At 68.3% G+C, this 20,208-nt stretch carries 12 protein-coding genes; 3 read left to right on the forward strand and 9 right to left on the reverse strand.

Annotated features, from left to right (window positions below):
• Positions 1–2 precede the first annotated feature (2 nt).
• From G432_RS17720 to G432_RS17730, 3 genes are all read right to left on the reverse strand, one after another.
• The gene (locus G432_RS17720; protein WP_015460197.1) at positions 3–1,157 is read right to left on the reverse strand and encodes a hypothetical protein; all 1,155 of its coding nucleotides are present in this window, start codon (positions 1,155–1,157) and stop codon (positions 3–5) included.
• Between the two features lie 97 nt (positions 1,158–1,254).
• Positions 1,255–1,926, reverse strand: a complete 672-nt coding sequence (locus G432_RS17725) for a glutathione S-transferase family protein (RefSeq protein ID WP_015460198.1) — start codon at positions 1,924–1,926, stop codon at positions 1,255–1,257.
• Between the two features lie 156 nt (positions 1,927–2,082).
• On the reverse strand, positions 2,083–3,009 hold the full coding sequence (locus tag G432_RS17730; protein ID WP_236626814.1) for an AraC family transcriptional regulator: 927 nt from the start codon (positions 3,007–3,009) through the stop codon (positions 2,083–2,085).
• Between the two features lie 262 nt (positions 3,010–3,271).
• On the opposite strand from G432_RS17730, the gene G432_RS17735 reads away from it, so the two are divergent.
• On the forward strand, positions 3,272–4,981 hold the full coding sequence (locus G432_RS17735; RefSeq protein ID WP_015460200.1) for an FAD-dependent oxidoreductase: 1,710 nt from the start codon (positions 3,272–3,274) through the stop codon (positions 4,979–4,981).
• Between the two features lie 149 nt (positions 4,982–5,130).
• Here the strand turns inward: G432_RS17735 and G432_RS17740 are convergent, their stop codons facing one another.
• The 3 genes from G432_RS17740 to G432_RS17750 all read right to left on the reverse strand — a co-directional run bounded on the left by G432_RS17740 (position 5,131) and on the right by G432_RS17750 (position 8,391).
• Positions 5,131–6,096, reverse strand: coding sequence for an NAD(P)H-dependent flavin oxidoreductase (locus G432_RS17740; protein ID WP_015460201.1), 966 nt, complete (start codon positions 6,094–6,096; stop codon positions 5,131–5,133).
• 181 nt (positions 6,097–6,277) lie between these two features.
• Positions 6,278–7,003, reverse strand: a complete 726-nt coding sequence (locus tag G432_RS17745; protein ID WP_015460202.1) for a glutathione S-transferase N-terminal domain-containing protein — start codon at positions 7,001–7,003, stop codon at positions 6,278–6,280.
• A 56-nt stretch (positions 7,004–7,059) separates the two neighbouring features.
• Positions 7,060–8,391 (reverse strand): YceI family protein, encoded by a 1,332-nt coding sequence (locus tag G432_RS17750; protein WP_015460203.1) that lies wholly within the window; start codon positions 8,389–8,391, stop codon positions 7,060–7,062.
• 150 nt (positions 8,392–8,541) lie between these two features.
• Between G432_RS17750 and G432_RS17755 the strand changes: the two genes are divergently transcribed.
• Positions 8,542–9,810, forward strand: a complete 1,269-nt coding sequence (locus G432_RS17755; protein WP_236626815.1) for a diguanylate cyclase — start codon at positions 8,542–8,544, stop codon at positions 9,808–9,810.
• 43 nt (positions 9,811–9,853) lie between these two features.
• Here G432_RS17755 and G432_RS17760 read toward each other — a convergent pair whose 3' ends face one another.
• Positions 9,854–11,494, reverse strand: coding sequence for an AMP-binding protein (locus G432_RS17760; RefSeq protein WP_015460205.1), 1,641 nt, complete (start codon positions 11,492–11,494; stop codon positions 9,854–9,856).
• A gap of 158 nt (positions 11,495–11,652) precedes the next feature.
• On the opposite strand from G432_RS17760, the gene putA reads away from it, so the two are divergent.
• A complete protein-coding gene (putA, locus tag G432_RS17765; protein WP_015460206.1) occupies positions 11,653–15,528 on the forward strand; it encodes a trifunctional transcriptional regulator/proline dehydrogenase/L-glutamate gamma-semialdehyde dehydrogenase in 3,876 nt (1,291 codons plus the stop codon).
• Between the two features lie 57 nt (positions 15,529–15,585).
• On the opposite strand, the gene G432_RS17770 is transcribed toward putA, so the two are convergent.
• Both G432_RS17770 and G432_RS17775 read right to left on the reverse strand, forming a co-directional pair.
• A complete protein-coding gene (locus G432_RS17770) occupies positions 15,586–16,998 on the reverse strand; it encodes an efflux transporter outer membrane subunit (RefSeq protein WP_015460207.1) in 1,413 nt (470 codons plus the stop codon).
• A gap of 11 nt (positions 16,999–17,009) precedes the next feature.
• Complete coding sequence (locus G432_RS17775) at positions 17,010–20,180, reverse strand: efflux RND transporter permease subunit (protein ID WP_015460208.1); 3,171 nt, start codon at positions 20,178–20,180, stop codon at positions 17,010–17,012.
• Positions 20,181–20,208: the final 28 nt, after the last annotated feature.

Below are 20,208 nucleotides of genomic sequence, written 5' to 3' on the forward strand. Positions count from 1 at the left end.
GATCAGCGGCTGGCGGCCTTCCTGCCGGCCTTGGCCTTTTCCTCCAGGAAATGCAGGATCGCGTCCGCGCTGCGGGCCGAGGCGCCGGTGGGGTCGCCACCGATCGAATCGGACAATATCTGGCACTGGCGGGCGGCATAGAGGGGGTGGCGCTCCGCCGCCGCATCGATCGCTGGCAGCACATCGGCCACGCTGGAAACCACGTCTCCCAGCGTCCAGAACAGATAGTCGGGATTGTCCGGCCAGTCGGCATCGTGCGCGTTCAGGAACACGCAGGGGCGCGGCCGGTTGAGGAATTCATAGACCTGGCTGCTCACGTCGCCGAGATAGATGTCCGCGCCGGCCGTATAGGTCATGTCGACGAGCCGTTCGGAGCTGAGATCGACGATGATCTTGCCGGGCACGGCCATCGCCTCGATCGGCGCGGTCACGCGGGCGGGGGCATGGTCGAACAGCCGGATATGCGGCGCCACCACCAGATTGTAGCGATCCTGCGCGGCGAAGGCGCGGATGATCGCCTTGCCGAACCTGTCCCAGGACGACAGCGACGATCGGAAATGCGGTGCATAGAGCACCGTCGGCCGGCCGTTGTCGAACAGCGGCGGGCGATGCGCCGCCAGCCGCTGCATGAAATCCATCTTCACATAGCCGGTGACGGCATAGGCGCCGGGGCGGATGGTGCCCAGCTCCAGCATGCGCCGCTCGCTCTTCTCGCCCGCCACCAGGGCGAAATCGAAGAGCCGGTCCCGCTTGTCATAGGTGATGGCGCGATCGCCCGCGCCGTGCGGCGTGAAGATCAGCTTCGTGCGGGACCCCAGGAAATGCCGGATCATGGTGGTGGTCCGTTCCGGCACCACGATCGCATCGAAGCCGCGAAGGTAGGGCAGGGCGGCGATCAGCCGGGTAATGCGCTGCTGCCCGCGCAGCACGCCCCATTTGTGCAGGGCATCGGCCGGGCCGGGAAGATCGAGATAGCGGATCGTGGGGGTGAAGCCGGGAAAGCAATTCAGCACGTCGCGCACCAGCGCATCATTTTCCGGGCCGGCGATCGCTATCTCGATATCCAGATCGGGATAGCGTGCCGCCATCTCGCCCGCGATCGGCAAGGCATGGAACACATGGTGCTTTTCGCCCACGAACAGGAACAGGATACGCATCGGAGCCCGTGACCGTCCTCCGCTGATCGCGCGGATATGCATCGGTCGCCGGGCGGCGGTGCCCATGGGCGGCGTCGCGGCCGCGGCGGAGCGGTGCTTAGAAATCGACCTTGTCATAATGATCGGGCGGGCTGACGATTTCCATGCGTTCCGACAAAAGCGGGCGGAAGCTAGGCCGCGATTTCAGCGCGGCATACCATTCCTTGGTGCGGTCATGCCCGCGCCAGTCGATTCCGCCCAGATAGTCCGCGACGGACAGGTGGGCGGCTGCGGTGAGATCCGCGAGGCTCAGCACCGGCCCGCCGATCCAGCGGCGATGATCGAGCAGGTAATCGACATAATCGAGGTGGCTGTTGGCCGCCTTCATCGCCTCGCGCAGGGCCTTGGCATCCGGCGTCATGCGGTGGACGATCCGCTTCAGCATGCGTTCGTGCATCAGCGGCGCCACCACCTCGGCATACATGCGCTCGTCGAACCAGGTGACGAGCCGGCGGATTTCCGCGCGGTTGGCGGCGGTGCCCGGCAGCATCGACGCCTTGTCGATCGTCTCCTCGAAATATTCGCAGATCGTGGAGGAATCGATCAGCACCGTGCCGGCGGCGCTGTCCGCCATCACCGGCGTCTGCCCGGCGGGGTTCATGTCCAGGAACTCGTCCCGCTGCACCCAGGGCGATTCGCGGACGAGCTCATAGCCCACGCCCTTTTCACCGAGCAGCAGGCGCACCTTGCGCGAGAAGGGACAGAGCGGGAATTGATACAATTGCCACATGACTGGCCCTTGTTAGGCACGGGATTGCGCGGGCGGAAGGGGGCGTGCGGGCCACAACGTAAATATTCGTTCACTGGAATCCGCGAACCGGCCGGAAAGGCGAAGGGCCGGGGGGGCGGGCGATCCGCTCTCCGGCCCTGGCCAGGGACATGCGGTTCAGGCCGCCAGCGACAGCGGGCTGGCGATCTCGTCCGGCGCGCCGGGGCGCATCCGCTTGCGGAAGGACTTGGGCGTCTCGCCGCAGGCGCGGCGGAACGCGACCGAGAAGCTGCTGGAACAGGTGAAGCCCAGCTTGAAGGCGATATCCTTGATGAGCAGATCGGTATCCGCCAGCATGTTGGCCGCGCGGTTGAAGCGTACCTGCTCCACATAATCGTAGATCGTCTGGCCGGTGGTCTGCTTGAAGGCGCGGCTCAGGTGGCGGCGGCTGAGGCCGGTCAGCTTGGCGAGATCGCTCAACGACGGCGTGCCGTTCTGCGTCTCGACATATTCGATGATCTGGCGGTGGGTGCGCCGCGCCAGCCCGCCGCGCTGGATCGTGGAGCGCGGCTGCAGATCGTTCACATAACGCGCGATTTCCACCATCAGCGAGGTGCCGAGCGCTTCGGCCAGCACGCGCGAGGCGAAGCCCGGCGCCTCCGCCTCGCCGGCAAGGCGGGCGAGCGTGTCGGTGATGCGCGGGCTCTTCACGTCGAGGCAGCCGACCATCTCATTGGGATGGACCAGCTCGTCCAGCCCGGTGATGCGGGCATAGGCATCCTGGTTGAAGATGCAGCGCACCGCCTGGGTCGGCCCGCCTTCGGCGCGCACCTCCAGCGGCACGTTGGCGGGAAGCACGAGGACCCGGCCGATATCCTCGAAGCGCTTTTCCGCGCCCTCGATCAGGTAGCGGCCGGTGGAGAAGGCCTGCTTGCGCTGGCGCTGCATCGCGATCGCATGGTGCGGTTCGCAATGCGTATATTCCACCGGCGTCGGGTGGATCGCGCTCACGATCTGGATCGTGCAGTTCGGGGCAACGATGGCGGCATCCACATGGATAGTGGACGATTGGGTGGCTTGCTGGGCTGCGATCACGTTCGTCATGCCTTTCCCTTTTTCCATCTCCGGTTCGCATTTTATTGTTTTTGACCTTCGACGGCCTTGCTATGCGTTCGAGGAACCATAGCATCGCTGCGCATATGATGCCTAGGGGGAAGATTCAGGGGGCGTTTTGCGTCCGTGGAGCGTGAATTTGGCCCGATTTTGGAAGGACGGGCTTCTCCTGGGCGGCGGGACGTGGTGGAACTGTGACCAACGATTGCGTCGCCGCGCATGATGCGCACGACCGGATAAAAGGGTGAGGCGGATGATGGAGGGCAAGATCACGACCGGCTGGGATCATGAGACGGACGTGCTGGTCGTGGGATCGGGGGCGGGCGCGCTGACGGCGGCGATCGTGGCGGCGGACAACCATGCCGACGTGCTGGTGATCGAGAAGGGCGAGCTGTTCGGCGGCACCAGCGCCACGTCCGGCGGCGTGCTGTGGATTCCCAACAGCCACCTCGCCAAGGCGGCGGGCCAGCAGGATTCGCGGGAAGAGGCGATCGAATATATCTCCGCGCTCGCGGGCGACGTCGATCCCAAGCGGATCGAGGCCTTCGTCGATATGGCGCCGGCGATGCTGCAATATGTCGAGCGCGAGGCGAACGTCCTCTACAACTCGATTCCCTATACCGATTATCATGCGGAGTTGCCGGGCGGTAAGCTCGGCTGGCGCAGCCACGATCCGGTGCCGCTGGACGGGCGGCTGCTGGGCGACGACCTGCGCTGGATGCGGCCGACCCACGCCTCCGCGATGCTGTTCGGCAAGATATCGTGGACGGCGGCCGAAGCCGCGCCGATGATCACGCGCTGGCCGGGCTGGTTCAAGAGCCTGCTCAAGGTGCTCTGGCGCTATTATTCCGATATCGGCCAGCGGCTCAAATCGGATCGCGCGCGCTTCCTCACCGGCGGCAACGCGCTGGTCGCGCGGCTGAAGCTGGCGCTGGACAAGCGCCATGTGCCGCTCTGGCGCAAGGCGCCGTTCGCGGACCTGATCGTCGAGGACGGCAAGGTCGTCGGCGCCACGGTGGTGAAGGACGGCCGTGTCCAGCGCATCCGCGCCCGCAAGGGCGTGATCCTGGCCGCCGGCGGGTTCGAACGGAATGCCGATCTGCGCGGCGCCAACCTCCGCCGCTCGCCCGATCCCGATGTCAGCGGCGGCCAGCCGGACAATACCGGCGATACGCTGCTCGCGGCGGAACGGGCCGGTGCTGCGGTCGAGCGGCTCGATTCGGCCTGGTGGGCGCCGACGATCAAGGTGCCGGGCGAGGATCGCGCCCGGCCGCTTTTCTTCGAACGGTCGCTGCCCGGATCGATCATCGTCAACCAGGCCGGCAAGCGCTTCACCAACGAAGCGGCCTCCTACCACATCGTCGGCAAGGAGATGTTCGAGAAGAATTTGCCGGGCGCCGAGACCACGCCCGCTTATGTGATCTTCGACGCCACCTTCCGCAGCAAATATCCGATGGGGCCGGTGATGCCGGTCTTCCCGGATTTCACCATGCGCGGCGAGGTGAAGCAGATCGTGACCAAGGCGAACAGCATCGCCGAACTCGCGGAGAAACTGGGCCTGCCCGCGGACGCACTGGTGGCGACGGTGGAGCGCTTCAACGAGAATTCCCGGCGCGGCGAGGACCCGGATTTCGGGCGCGGCCATCAGCCCTATGATCGCTATTATGGCGATCCCAAGGTGCAGCCCAATCCCAACCTGCTGCCGCTGGAAAAGGCGCCTTTCTATGCGCTGCCGGTCAATCCCGGCGACATCGGCACCAATGGCGGCCTGGTGACGGACAGCCACGGCGCGGTGCTGGACAAGCAGGGCAAGCGCATCCCGGGCCTCTACGCCATCGGCAATACCGCGGCCTCGGTGATGGGCCGTTCCTATCCTGGCGCCGGCGCCACGATCGGCCCGGCGATGACCTTCGGCTATGCCGCCGCGCGCGACCTTACGGGCGCGAACCAGCCGGTCGGCTGATCGGTGGAAGCGGGGAGGGGATCGCCTCCTCCCCGCAATCCGCTTTTCGGCGATGTTCCGGTTCAATCAGAGCCGGAGCATCTCCGAAAAGCTTCTTATCCGACGTGATTTCCGGGCCGGCAGATGGGATCATCCGCCTGGAAATCCCTTCAGCCCCGGAACTTGGCGTCCAGCTCCGCCTTGGCGGCGACATATTCGGCCTTGAAGCGGGCGATCATGTCGGCGGCCGGCTCCACCGCGTGGATGGTGCCGATGCCCTGGCCGCAACCCCAGATGTCGCGCCAGGCCTTGGCGGTGATCGTCGCGCCGAAATCCATCGACTTGATGTCGCCCTTGGGCAGATTGTCCGGGTCCAGCCCCGCCGCGACGATCGATCCGCGCAGATAATTGCCGTGCACGCCGGTGAAGAGATCGGAATAGACGATGTCCGCCGCATGGCCTTCGACGATCGCCTGCTTGTAGGCGTCGGTCGCGGTGCCTTCCTTCGTGGCGATGAAGGCCGATCCGATATAAGCGAGGTCCGCGCCCATCGCCTGCGCCGCCAGGATCGCGCGGCCGGAGGCGATGGCGCCCGACAGGATCAGCGGGCCGGCGAACCATTCCCGAATCTCCTGGATCAGCGCGAAGGGGGAGAGCCGCCCGGCATGGCCGCCGGCGCCCGCCGCCACCGCGATCAGCCCGTCCGCGCCCTTTTCGATCGCCTTGCGGGCGAAGCGATCGTCGATGATGTCGTGCAGCGTGATGCCGCCCCAGCCGTGCACCGCGTGGTTCAGATCCTCGCGCGCGCCCAGCGAGGTGATGACGATCGGCACCTTCCATTTGGCGCAGGTGGCGACATCCTCCTCCAGCCGCGCGTTGGACTTGTGGACGATCTGGTTCACCGCGAACGGGGCGGACGGGCTTTCGGGATGATCCCGGTCCCAGGCGGCCAGTTCCTCGGTGATGCGGTGCAGCCATTCGTCCAGCTCGCTCTGCGGGCGGGCGTTCAGCGCGGGGAAGGAACCCACGATCCCCGCCTTGCACTGCGCGATCACCAGATCGACGCCGGAGACGATGAACATGGGCGAAGCGATGGCCGGCAGCGAAAGCCGGTCGAAGATGGCTGGCAGGGTCATGCCCCGTTTCTTAGCGCAACCAAAATGAGCGTCCAGTGCGGGAATGGCCCCAATTCCGGCGCCGTCCCGCCCGCGAATGGCTCTGCCGGCGGCGCCCATCCGGCAACGGCAAGCCGTGCCGTAGCGTCTCGGGCGCCGAGATGCCCCCGCGCGGGCGGGACGGGATTTTTTCGCTTGGTCCTCAGTTGCCGGCGGTGGCGGGCTTGCCCTGATCCAGCGAGGCGGCGGTCTGGCCGAAGAGGATGCGGCGCTGCTCCTCGCTCTGGACGCCCGGCGTCGTGCGGAACTGTTCGCCGATCGCATAGGCGCGCACCGTCGCCGGCCGCGCGGCGATCGCCTCGAACCAGCGCTTCAGGTGCGGGAAATCGTTGAGGTCCTGCCCCTGATTCTCGTGCGGCACGATCCAGGGATAGGCGGCCATGTCGGCGATCGAATAATCGCCGGCCACGAATTCCCGATCCGCCAGCCGCTTGTTCAGCACGCCGTAGAGCCGGTTGGTCTCGTTGACGTAGCGATCGATGGCGTAAGGCAGCTTTTCCGGCGCATAGACGCGGAAATGATGGTTCTGGCCGGCCATCGGCCCCAGCCCGCCCATCTGCCAGAACAGCCATTGCAGCACCTCCGCCCGGCCGCGAATGTCGGCGGGGATGAAGCGGCCGTGCTTTTCGGCGAGGTAGAGCAGGATCGCGCCCGATTCGAACAGCGAGATGGGCGCGCCGCCGTCGGCCGGGGCCTGGTCCACGATCGCCGGCATGCGGTTGTTGGGCGCGATCTTCAGATATTCGGGGTCGAACTGCTCGCCCTTGCCGATGTTCACCGGCACGATGCGATAGGGAATGCCCGTTTCCTCGAGGAAAAGGGTGATCTTGTGGCCGTTCGGCGTGGGCCAGTAATGCAGGTCGATCATCGCAGCGCTCCCAGAAGGTGTCGGCCGGGTATCAGGGAGCCGGCCCGCCTCCGCAATTAATCCTTTCGTATGGCGGAGAAGCGGAAGTCCACCGCGACAGGCCCGGCGATGCGATCGGTCGCCTCCCATTCGCCAGTGCCGATGCCGAAATCGCCGCGCGTGATCGTGCCCTTGCCGGCCACATCGGCGCGATCGCCCTTGATCGCGAGCGTGAAGTCCACGGTCATCGGCCGCTTCACGCCCTTGATGGTCAGGCTGCCCTGCGCGCGATAGCGGGCCGGCCCGGTCGACGTCACCCGCGTGGCGCGGAAGGTGGCGGCTGCATGGGCGCCGGTATCGAAGAAGGCGTCGCCGCGCAGCGTCTCGTCGCGCGAGGAATCCTCGGTATCGGCGGACGCCATGTCGATCCGCACGCGGATGTCCGACTTGTCGAGCGCGTCCGCGTCGAAGCGGATATCCGCGTCCCAGCGGGTGAAGCGCCCCTCGATCGGGGTGCCGGTGAAGCTGGCGGTGAAGCCCAGCCGGCCGCCGGGCTGGACGGCCCAGCGCGGCGCTTCCGCCTTGGCTTCCTCGGCCGGGGCGGCGGCGACGCTGGCATTGTCTCCGGCGGTGGTGGCTGCGTTATCGGGGGCTTCGGCCGGCGCAGCTTGGATGGCGCCATTCCCTTCCCCCGCATCGTCCCCCGCCGTCTCGCCGGCCGGGGTTTCGGCGGCAGCCGGGGCGGGCGGCGGCACATTGCCCCGCGTCGATCCGATCGTGCCGGGCAGCAGGAAGGCGCCGCCCACCAGCGCCAGCGCCGCGATATAAGCGAGGGCGCCGCCGCCGCGCGACAGCCGCTCCGGTCCGGCAGGCAGCATCCGTTCGATCAGCGGCTGGCGCAGCAGCCACTGGTGGCGAAGCGCGCCGGCGACGTGCAGCACGAACAATGCGATGCCGATCCAGGCCAGCGCCGAATGGGCCGCCTCGCTGAATTCGTGGACGGGGCCGCGCAGCGCGCCGTGCAGGCCGGGAATGTGCGGCCAGGGAATGGTGCTGAACAGCAGGGTCGGCACCTGGATGCGCGATGTGGATACCAGCAGCCATCCGGTGATCGGCCCGCCGATCATGAAGGCATAGAGGCCGAAATGCACGAGGCCGGCGGCCCGCTTCGCCCACGGGCTGTCCGGTTCCGCCGCCGGCCGGGGCTTCCACCAGCGCACCGCCACCCGGATCAGGCTGAGCAGCAGGATCGTGATGCCGATCGACTTGTGGAGCTGGAAGGCGGTGAACTGGCCGGTGGCGGCGGTCAGATTCCCCATTCGCCAGCCGAGGCCGATCTGGAAGGCGAGGGCCGCGGCGATAAGCCAGTGGAGCGTGATCGCGATGCGCGAATAGCGGGCTGGTTCCATAGGCACAGGGCTAACCCGTTATTTCGCTTGTGTCGACGGTCACAGCCGCATGTCCTGACGGCCTGTTAACCCTGATTCCGGTTAGACATTCGGGGCGGATTGCGTCGCGCGGGTGGGCGTGCCGGGATTTTTGTGGGATTGATATCGATCATGTCCGGACCGGACCCCTTCGCCGACATCGTGCCGCCCAACCGGAGCGAGGCGATGTTCAATGGAGCGTTCCATTCGGCGGTGATCGGCATGGCGCTGGTCGGCCTCGATGGGCGGCTGATCCGGGTCAATCCCTCTTTCGCGGACATGCTCGGCTATCCCGCCGGGGAGCTGGAGGGCCAGCGCTTCCAGGCCGTCACCCATCCCGATGATCTGGCCGCCGATACGGAACAGTTCGAGGCGGTGCTGCGTGGGGATATCGATCATTACCGGCTGGAAAAGCGCTATCTGCGCAAGGATGGGAAAGTGGCGCACGGCATGCTGAGCGTATCGGTGGTGCGCGACGCGGGCGGCCATGCGGAGCTGTTCGTCTCGCAGATCGAGGATATCGGCGCGCGCAAGCTCGCCGAACGGGCGGCGCGGGAGGAGGCCGAGCGGCTGGCGCTGGCGTTCGAGGTGATGGAGGGTGGCCCCTGGCAATATGACATCGCCGGCGGCGTTTTCACCATGTCCTCCTATCTCACCCGCTTCGTCTGCGGCGACGGCCATGGCGGGATCGATGCCGATGACTTTCAGGCCCGCATCCATCCGGACGATCGCCCGGCGGCCAGCTTCATGGCGCTGCTGGCCAATGAGACGGACCGGGCCGTCGCCCATTTCCGCATCCGCGTGCATGACGACGAATATCGCTGGGTTCGATCCACCGCGAAGCTGCTGCGCGACGGCGCCGGCCAGCCGGAAAGCATCGTCGGCATCACCATCGACATCAACGAGGAGCGCAGCCGCCAGGCGCGCCTGCAGATGGAAGCGGAAAGCGATCCGCTCACCGGCCTGCTCAACCGTCGCGGCTTCGATCGGCGGGCTGCGGCCGGCTGGGGCGGGCTGGTGCTGATCGACCTCGATCATTTCAAGGCGGTCAACGACGGCCACGGCCATGCCGTCGGCGATGCCGTGCTGTGCGAGGCCGCCCGGCGGATACGCGCCACCGTCCGCGCCGGGGATATCGTCGCCCGGCTGGGCGGGGACGAGTTCGCCGTCCTTCTCGTCGAGGACGAAGGAGGCGATCATGCGGCCCTTGCCGAACGCCTGCTGGCCGCGTTGCAGGCGCCCTATCTGGTGGATGGCGCGCGGATCGCGGCCAGCGCCAGCATCGGCGTCGCCCCGCGCAACCATGGCGGGGAAGCCGCCGCCGGCCTCCTCGTCCGCGCGGACGCCGCGCTCTACGAGGCGAAGCGCGGCGGCCGGGCGGGCTGGCGCATCGCGGCCTGATGCCCGATCGCCGGAACGGCCGAGGCAGTTTGCGGGCTGCCGCCTATGCCGCGGCCGCGCTCTGCTCCGCCTCGCGCAGCACGTTGCGCTGGATCTTGCCGGTTGCGGTCTTGGGCAGTTCGGCGGCGATGCGGATGGCGCGGGGCACCTTGTAGGCGGCAAGCTGATCGCGGCAATGGGCGATCAGCGCCGCCTCGTCCGCCGCGGCGCCGGGCCGCAGCGAGACGTGCGCCACCACCGTTTCGCCGCGATAGGCATCCGGCGCGCCCACCACGGCCGCCTCGCGCACCGCCGGATGGGTGTGGAGCGCATCCTCCACCTCGCGCGGCCATACCTTGAAGCCGGAAGCGATGATGCAGTCCTTCTTGCGGTCGACGACGTAGAACCAGCCTTGCTCGTCCATGAAGCCGACATCGCCGGATCGCATCCAGCCATTGGTCAGCGTGGCCGCCGTCTCCTCGGGCTTGTTCCAATAGCCGGCCATGATCTGGCGGCCGCGCATCCATATCTCGCCGGTCTCGCCGACGGGCACGGGCCGGCCGGCCTCGTCCGCCACCATCGCCTCGGTGCCGATGAAGGGGATGCCGACGGAGAAGGCGCCCGATGCGGGATCGACGGGCACCTCGACGCCCACCGGGCAGCTATGGGTGACGGAGGCCGTTTCGGTCATGCCATAGGCGGCATAGACGGCGTGGCCGATCGTGTCGGCGATCGTGGCGCGGAGCGCGGGCGCGATCGGCGCGCCGCCAGAATCCATCCGCCGGAAGCTGGCGAAATCCTCGCGCGTCACCTCGCCCAGCCCGGCCAGCGCGTTGTAGGCGGTGATGGCGCCCACCGTCCATGTCGGCCGTTCCGCGCGGATGGTGGCGAGCGCCCTGGCCGGATCGAAGCGGCCGAACAGGATCAGCGTCGCCCGCGCCGCGATCGACAGAGCGAGGTGCATGACGAAGCCGGTGATGTGGAACATCGGCGCCACGCCCAAGATGCGGGCATCGCCGTCTATCCCATACCAGAGCGACATCGCCTCGCTGTTCCAGGCGAGGCTTTCGTGGCGGATCATGGCCGCCTTGGGAACGCCCGTCGTGCCGGAGGTATAGAGCAGCAGGCCGAGGTCGTCCGGCGCGATGGTGGGAGAGGGTGGCGGCACCAGTTCTTCCGCCATCGCGGCGGCAAGGCTGCCGGGGAGGGCGGCGTCGCCCGGCCCGCCGTCCTCGGGCACCGTCAGCACCGGCCGGCCACCGTCGCCGATGATCGCCAGCGCCTCGCCGATGGTTGCGGCATGGCCTTCGTGGCAGATCAGCAAAGCGGGGCGGCTGTCCTCGAACTGGCGGGCGATCTCGGCCGCGCGATACATGGGGTTGCCCGGCACCGGGATGGCGCCCAGCTTCCACGCCGCCACCGTCGCGATCGCGGCGGCGGGCACGTTCTGAAGGATGATGGCGATGCGATCCCCGGGCTTGACCCCGTGCGCGGCCGCCCAACCGGCCAGGCGATCGCTCTTGGCATCCAGCGCGCCGAAGCTGATGCCGCTGCCCGAAAAGCGGATCGCCGTCCGGTCCGCCGCGTCCGCCACCGCCGCGCGGAACGCCGCCAGCATGTCGCCGAAGCGGGCCTGGTGGTCATGGGGTTGCCCTTCGGGGAAAAGCCTTAACCATGGCTTCGCCGCATAATGGTTCGCGGTCATCCTCTGCTCCATTGTATTTTGGCTGGCACCATCGCGCGCGCGAATCGGGGCCGCAATATCCAAATGGATAGGAAACTCGCCCTTCTTGGAGGTTTCACCTTTGAAAAGGTCATGCTAGGGCGCAGGTAAAACCAGAACAGCGAAATAAGGTTGCACCTATGGTTGATTCGACGATCGGCGTGAAGGTTAGCGAGGAGCTTCGCCAGCGCCTCAAGGCGGCGGCGGCCGAAATCGCCCGCACCCCCCATTGGCTGGCGAAGAAATCGCTGATCGGCGCGATCGAGGCGATCGAGCGGGGCGATCACGGCATCGTCCAGGAAGGACCCGCCGTTGCCGAGGAGGTGGAGCCCGTCGCCGCCGCCGATCAGGATGGCCCGCCCGCGCCCTTCATCCAGTTCGCCCAGACGGTGCAGCCGCAGGGCGCGCTCAGGGCGCGGATCACATCCGCCTATCGCCTGCCGGAACGGGAATGCCTGCCCTATCTGCTGGCCGAGGCGACGTTGAGCCCCGAGCAGCAGCGCCAGGCCACCGATACCGCGACCCGGCTCGTCAGCGCGCTCCGCGCCAAGGGCCAGGGCGGCGGAGTGGAAGGGCTGATCCAGGAATATTCGCTGTCCAGCCAGGAAGGCGTGGCGCTGATGTGCCTGGCGGAGGCGCTGCTCCGCATCCCCGATCGCGCCACCCGCGACGCGCTGATCCGCGACAAGATTTCCACCGGCGACTGGCAGTCCCATGTCGGCCGCAGCCCCTCGCTGTTCGTCAATGCCGCGACATGGGGGCTGGTCGTCACCGGCAAGCTCACCTCCACCGCCAGCGAGAAGAGCCTGTCATCGGCGCTCACCAAGCTGATCGGGCGCGGCGGCGAGCCGGTGATCCGCAAGGGCGTGGACATGGCGATGCGGATGATGGGCGAACAGTTCGTCACCGGCCAGGATATCGGCGAGGCGCTGGCCAACGCCCGCAAGATGGAGGCGCGCGGCTTCCGTTATTCCTACGACATGCTGGGCGAGGCGGCGACCACGGCGGCCGATGCCGATCGCTATTATGCCGATTACGAACGCGCGATCCACGCGATCGGCAAGGCTTCGGGCGGGCGCGGCATCTATGAGGGGCCGGGCATCTCGGTGAAGCTCTCCGCGCTCCATGCCCGCTATTCCCGCGCCCAGGCCGATCGGGTGATGGCGGAGCTTTACCCCCGGCTGAAGGCGCTCGTCATCCTCGCGCGGGGCTATGACATCGCCGTCAACATCGATGCCGAGGAAGCCGACCGGCTCGAACTGTCGCTGGACCTGCTGGAAGGGCTCTGCGCCGCGCCCGAGCTCAAGGGCTGGAACGGCATCGGCTTCGTCATCCAGGCCTATTCCAAGCGCTGCCCCTATGTGATCGATCATGTCATCGATCTGGCGCGCCGCACTGGCCACCGCCTGATGATCCGGCTGGTGAAGGGCGCCTATTGGGATAGCGAGATCAAGCGCGCCCAGGTGGACGGGCTGGAGGATTTCCCCGTCTTCACCCGCAAGGTGCACACCGATGTTTCCTACCTCGCCTGCGCGCGCAAGCTGCTGGCGGCGCCGGATGCGGTGTTCCCGCAATTCGCCACGCACAATGCCCGCACGCTCGCCAGCGTGATGGCGATGGCGGGCGGCAATTATTATGCCGGCCAATATGAGTTCCAGTGCCTGCACGGCATGGGCGAGCCGCTTTATGAGGAGGTCGTCGGCGCGGACAAGCTGAACCGCCCGTGCCGCATCTACGCGCCGGTCGGCACGCATGAGACGCTGCTCGCCTATCTCGTCCGCCGCCTGCTGGAAAATGGCGCGAACAGCTCCTTCGTCAACCAGATCGGCAATGCCGACGTGCCGATCGCCTCGCTCGTGGTCGATCCGGTGGAGGTCGCCCGCAAGATCGAGCCGCTCGGGTCCCAGCATCCCGCCATCCGCTCGCCGCGCGATCTCTACGGCCCGTCGCGGCCCAATTCGGCCGGCCTCGATCTCGTCAACGAACAGCGGCTGGCCTCGCTCTCGGCGGCGCTCCTCACCAGCGCCGCCACCGCCTGGCGGGCGGAGCCGGCGGATGAAGGCGGGATCGAACGGCCCGTCTACAACCCGGCCGACGGCCGCGACATCGTCGGCACCGTGTGGGATTGCACGCCGGTGATGGTGGACGCGGCGCTCGCCCGCGCCGTGCGCGAACAGGTGGTGTGGGGCGCCACGCCCGCGGCCGAGCGCGCGGCCTGCCTGCGCCACGCGGCGGACCTGATGGAAGCGCGGATGCCGATCCTGCTCGGCCTGATCGTGCGCGAAGCCGGCAAGTCCCTTCCCAATGCCATCGCCGAAGTGCGCGAGGCCGTGGATTTCCTGCGCTATTATGCCGATGCCGCGCAGGATTTCGCGGCGGATACGCATCGTCCGCTCGGCCCCGTCGCCTGCATCAGCCCGTGGAACTTCCCGCTGGCGATCTTCACCGGCCAGGTTTCGGCGGCGCTGGCCGCGGGCAACACCGTCCTCGCCAAGCCGGCGGAGGAAACACCGCTGATCGCGGCCGAAGCCGTGCGGCTGCTGCACGCCGCCGGCGTGCCGGCCGATGCGCTCCAGCTCGTCACCGGTGCCGGTGATGTCGGCGGGATGCTGACGGGCGACGCCCGGGTGCGCGGCGTCGTCTTCACCGGATCGACCGAGGTCGCCCGCCTCATCCAGAAGACGCTGGCGAAGCGCGTGACGCCCGAAGGCCATGCGGTGCCGCTGGTCGCCGAAACGGGCGGCATGAACGCGATGATCGTGGACAGCTCCGCGCTGGCCGAACAGGTGGTGGGCGATGTCATCGCTTCCGCCTTCGACAGCGCGGGCCAGCGCTGCTCGGCGCTGCGTATTCTCTGCGTGCAGGAAGATGTCGCCGATCGCACGCTGGAGATGCTGTGGGGGGCGATGAACGAGCTTTCGGTCAACAATCCCGATCGGCTTTCCACCGATGTCGGCCCGGTCATCACCGCCGAGGCGCGCGATCGCATCCAGGCGCATGTCGATGCGATGGCGGCGAGGGGCCACAAGGTCCGATCGCTGCCGCTGCCGGCCGAGACCCGCAACGGCACCTTCGTAGCGCCGACGATGATCGAGATCGACGCCGTCGCCGATGTCGAGCAGGAGGTGTTCGGCCCCGTCCTCCATGTCCTCCGCTACGCGCGGGAGGATCGCGATGCCGTGCTCGAACAGGTCAATGCCAGCGGCTACGGCCTCACCTTCGGCGTCCATTCCCGCATCGATGAGACGATCGCCCGGCTCACCGATCGCAGCCATGCCGGCAACATCTATGTGAACCGCAACATCATCGGCGCGGTGGTCGGCGTGCAGCCGTTCGGCGGGCAGGGGCTTTCGGGCACCGGCCCCAAGGCGGGCGGCCCCCTCTATGTGCCGCGCCTGCTCGCCAGCCGGCCGGCGGTGGAGCGGCCGGGCCTATCGGCCGATCCGGCGATGCTCGCGCCCTATGAAGCCTATGCCGATTGGCTGCGCGATGCCGGCCATGGCGAGGCGCTGGCCGTCTGCCAGGCGCACAGCCGGGGCGTGCCGCTGGGCGCGCTGGCGGAGCTGCCGGGGCCGGTGGGCGAGCGCAATCTCTACCGTCTGGAGCCGCGCGGCACGATCGCGCTCATTCCGTCCTCCACGCTGGGCCTGCTCGTGCAGCTCGGCGCGGCGCTGGCGACCGGGAACGATGTCGTCGTCGAAAGCGGCCAGCCGGTGCTCGCCATCCTCGAATGCCTGCCGTCCGATCTTGCCCGGCGGGTCCATCGCACGGGCGACTGGGCGGCGCGCGCCGATCTGGGGGGCGTGCTGTTCGAAGGCGATGCCGATGCGCTGATCAAGGTCAACGCCATCCTCGCGGAACGCCCCGGCCGGATCGTCACCGTCCAGGGCGCCACGCCCGCGGATCTCGCCTCGGGCCGCTCCACCTACAATCTCGATCTGCTGCTGGAGGAAAAGTCCGTCAGCACCAACACCGCTGCGGCGGGCGGCAACGCCACGCTGATGGCGATCGGCTGAGCCTCGCCGCCCTTCCGCCGCCCGCTCCGTCTGGAAAGCGGGCGGCGGGGAGGGGCCTCATCCTTCCTGCCAGCCGCCGCCCAGCGCGCGGAACAGATCGACCTGCGTGGTCACGATCCGGGCATCGGCCTCGGCCAGCGCAGCCTGCGTCTCGGCGAAGGTCCGCTCCGCATCCAGCACGACGAGGAAGTCGACACGGCCTTCGCGCTGCTGGGCACGCGCGATGCGGGCGGCGATCTCCGCCTGGTCGCGGGCGGATTGCAGCGCGGTCCGCCGGTCGAGCGCGTGGCCGTAGGCGGACAGCGCCGTCTCGGTCTCCTCCAGTGCGCGCAGCACCGTCCCGTCGAAGGTGGCGAGCGCACCCTGCGCGTCGGCCTCGGCCCCCTGGATGCGGGCGCGGGTGGCTTCCTGGTTCAGGAAGTTCCAGTTCACCAATCCGCCCACCAGCCAGCCGAGCGGCCCGGCGCCGAAGATATTGCCGAAGCTGTTGCCGGTGGAGCTTACCGATCCGCCCAGCGTGATCCGGGGATAGAGGTCCGCCGTCGCCACGCCGATCCGCGCGGTTTGCGCGGCCAGCCGCCGCTCGGCCGCCCGCACGTCCGGCCGGCGGGCGAGCAGGGCGCGCCCGTCGCCCACCGGGATCGGCTTTTCCAGCCGCAGCGTCGTGCCGCGCGCCTGCGCCTCCGCCGGCAGCTCGGAAGGCGCACGGCCGGTCAATGTCGCCAGCCGGAAGCGGGCGGCGTCGCGCTCGGCCGCCAGCGGCGGGATCAGCGCCTTCTGCTGGTCCCGCAGCGCCAGCGCGCGGGATACGTCCAGCCGCGTGCCGCGCCCGGCTTCCAGCCGCTTGGCGGTGAGGGAGGCGGTCTGGTCGATCAACTCGACGATATGCTCGGCCACGCCCAGCCGCTCGGTCGCGCTGTTGAGGTCGGCATAGGCCCGCGCCGTCTCGGCCGCGACCGCGACGCGCACGGCGTCCCGCTCGGCCTCCGCCTCGGCCACGTCCGCGCGGGCGGCCTCGACGTTGCGGCTGATCCGGCCGAACAGGTCGACCTCGTAGGAGATGTCGAGCCCGGTATCGACCTGCCAGTCCTCGCGGTCGACGCCCGCCGGCCGCTGGATCGCCGGAAGCCGGCCGTAATTGGCGCCGAAGCCGGCATTGGTCTGCGGCAGCCGATCGCCCTTCACGCCGCGCAGCGAGGCGCGGGCCTTGGCGATGTTGGCGACGGCGACGGCGACGTCCTTGTTGTTGGCGAGCGCATCCTCGACCAGCCGGTCGAGCACGGGATCGTCATAGAGCCGCCACCAGCGGCCGTCCGTCGCCGCATCCGCCGTCACGGCGGCGGGCTGGCTCAGGAAGGCGCCCTGGGTGGGCGCCGCCGGCAGCGGCGCCACATAATCGGGGCCGACGGCGCACCCGGCGAGCGCCAGGGCGGCGAGGCTGGAGAAGGCAAGGTTGCGGAGACGGTTCATGGTCGTCCTCCTCATTCGGCGGGTTGCAGGGCGGCGGCGGGATCGTCCGCCGGGCGACGGCGAAGCCGATCGCCCAGCGCGCGGGCCGCCACGTAGAAGACGGGGGTGAAGATCAGGCCGAAGCCGGTGACGCCCAGCATCCCGAAGAACACCGCCGTGCCCAGCGCCTGCCGCAGCTCGGCGCCCGGCCCGGAAGCGATCACCAGCGGCAGCACGCCCAGGATGAAGGCGAAGCTGGTCATCAGGATCGGCCGCAGCCGGGTTTCGGCCGCCTGCACCGCCGCGTCCACCACGCTCCGGCCCGCTTCCTCCGCCTGCTTGGCGAATTCCACGATCAGGATGGCGTTCTTGGCGGCCAGCGCGATCAGCACGACCAGGCCGATCTGCGTCAGGATGTTGTTGTCCAGCCCGCGCAGGTTCACGCCCGCCAATGCCGCCAGCAGCGTCATCGGCACGATCAGGATGATCGCCAGCGGCAGCACCAGGCTTTCGAACTGGGCGGCCAGCACCAGGAACACGAACACCACGGCCAGGGCGAACACGACGGCGGCGGTATTGCCGGCGGCGCGCTGCTGATAGGCCATGCCGGTCCATTCCCAGCCATAGCCGGCGGGCAGCGCCTTGGCGACGGCGGCCTCCATCCCGTCCAGCGCCTGGCCGGATGAATAGCCCGGCGCATTCTCGCCCTCCACCTCGATCGCGGGATAGAGGTTGTAGCGGGTGACGCGATACGGCCCGGTCCGGTCCTCGAAATTGGCGACCGCGCCGATCGGCACCATCGCGCCCGAATTGGACCGGGTCTTGAGGTTGGCGATGTCCGCCACGCTCGTCCGCGATGTTCCCTCCGCCTGCGCCGTCACCCGGTAGGTGCGGCCCAGCAGGTTGAAATCGTTGACGAAAGAGGAACCGAGATAGACCTGCAGCGCCTCGAACACCCGGGCCGGGGCCACGCCCAGCATATCGGCCTTGGCGCGATCGATATCGGCATAGATGCGGGGCGAGGACGGATCGATCTTGGTGTGCACCATGGCGAGGCCCTGGGTCTTGTTGCCCTCGCCGATCACCCCGCCGGTGGCCTTGTAGAGCTCGGTAAAGCCCTGGCCGCTGCGGTCCTGCACCATCATGGAGAAGCCGCCCGCCGTGCCGATGCCGCGGATCAGCGGCGGCGGCACGATGAAGATGGTGGCGCCGTCGAACTCGGCGGCCGCCTTGCGCAGCTCATCGGCGATGCCCTGCGCGGTCAGGCCCAGCTTCTTGCGCTCGTCGAAAGGCTTCAGCACGATGAAGGACGCGGCCGAATTGGGCGCCTGCGTCTGCGAAGGCGCGTCGAACCCGGCGAACATCACCGCGCCCTCGGTGCCGGGCACCTTCAGCAGCCGCTGCGACAATTGCCGCATCAGCGTGTCGGTGCGCTCCAGCGAGGCGCCGGAAGGCAGGCGCACGGCGGCGAGATAATAGCCCTGGTCCTGCCACGGCACGAAGCCGGCGGGCGTCGCCCAGAATAGCGCGCCGGTGAGCGCGATCAGCCCGGCATAGATGGTCAGCATCTTCCTGGGCGCCGTCACCAGCCGGCGGACCAGCGCGCCATAAGCGGCGGACATCCGATCGAACCCGCGGTTGAACGCATCGCCCGCGCGCGCGGCGATGCCTCGCCAGCCGTGGGTCGGCCGGTGATGGCCGGACTTGAGCAGGCGGGCGGCCAGCGCCGGCGAGAGGGTGAGCGACAGGATCAGCGAGATCACCGTCGCGGTAGAGATCGTCACCGCGAACTGGCGGTAGAACTGGCCCGAAATGCCGGTGATGAACAGGGTCGGCACGAACACGGCCAGCAGCACCAGCACGATGGCGACGAGCGCGGTCGAAACCTCGTCCATCGACAGGCGCGACGCCTCGAGCGGGCTCAGCCCGCGCGCGATGTTGCGCTCGACATTCTCGACCACGACGATCGCGTCGTCGACGACGATGCCGATCGCCAGCACCATGCCGAACAGCGAGAGGTTGTTGAGCGAATAGCCCAGCCCCGCCAGCACCGCGAAGGTGCCGATCAGCGATACAGGGATGGCCAGCACGGGCACGATGGCCGCGCGCCAGCTCTGCAGGAAGACGAGGATGACGAGGACGACGAGGATCACCGCCTCGATCAGCGTGTGGTTCACCGCCTCGATCGATTTCTCGATGAACTCGGTCGGGTTGTAGACGGACTTATATTCCAGCCCCTTGGGGAAGGACTTGGCCAGGGTTCGCATCTCGGCGCGCACCTCCTCGGCGGCGGCGAGCGCGTTGGAGCCCGGCCGCTGGAAGATGCCGATGTGGATGGCGGGCTTGCCGCTCAGATAGGCGTTGACGCTATAGTCCTCGGCGCCCAGCTCCACGCGGGCGACGTCCGAAAGGCGCGTCTGGCGGCCCTCGGCGTCGGTCTTGATGACGATGCCGGCGAACTGCTCGGGCCGGTTGAGGCGGCCCAGCGTCTCCACGCCCACCTGGAAGGCGGCGCCCGTATTATAGGGGGGCTGGCCCACCGCACCGGCGGCGACCTGCACGTTCTGGGCGCGCAGCGCGGCCACGATCTCGCCCGCGGTCATGTTGCGGGCGGCCGCCTTGCCGGGATCGATCCAGATGCGCATGCCGTAGTCGCGCGCGCCGAAGATGCGCACGTCGCCCACGCCGTCGATGCGGCTCAGCCGGTCGCGGATCTGGGTTAGCGCATAGTTGGACATATAGGCCTGGTCGAGCGACCCGTCCGGCGAGATCAGGTTCACCACCATCAGGAAGTCGGGCGACGTCTTGCGGGTGACGACGCCCTGGCGGCGCACCTCCTCCGGCAGGCGCGGCTCGGCCAGCGCGACGCGGTTCTGCACCAGCACCTGCGCCTGATCGAGGTCGGTGCCCAGCCGGAAGGTGACGGTGATCGTCAGGCGGCCGTCGCCGGTGGACTGGCTCGACATGTAGAGCATGTCGTCGACGCCGTTGATCTCCTGCTCCAGCGGGGCGGCGACGGTATCGGCCACCGTCTCGGCATTGGCGCCGGGATAGGTGGCGCTCACCGTCACGGTCGGCGGCACGACGTCGGGATATTGGGATATGGGCAGCGCGAAATAGGCGATCGCGCCGATGATCGTGATGATCACCGCGATCACGCCCGCGAAGATCGGGCGGTCGATGAATATGCGGGATATGCGCATGGCAAGTCTTCCCTGTTGGGCCGCTTCG

It is taken from the genome of Sphingomonas sp. MM-1 (assembly GCF_000347675.2).
GTDB classification, from domain to species: domain Bacteria; phylum Pseudomonadota; class Alphaproteobacteria; order Sphingomonadales; family Sphingomonadaceae; genus Sphingomonas_E; species Sphingomonas_E fennica.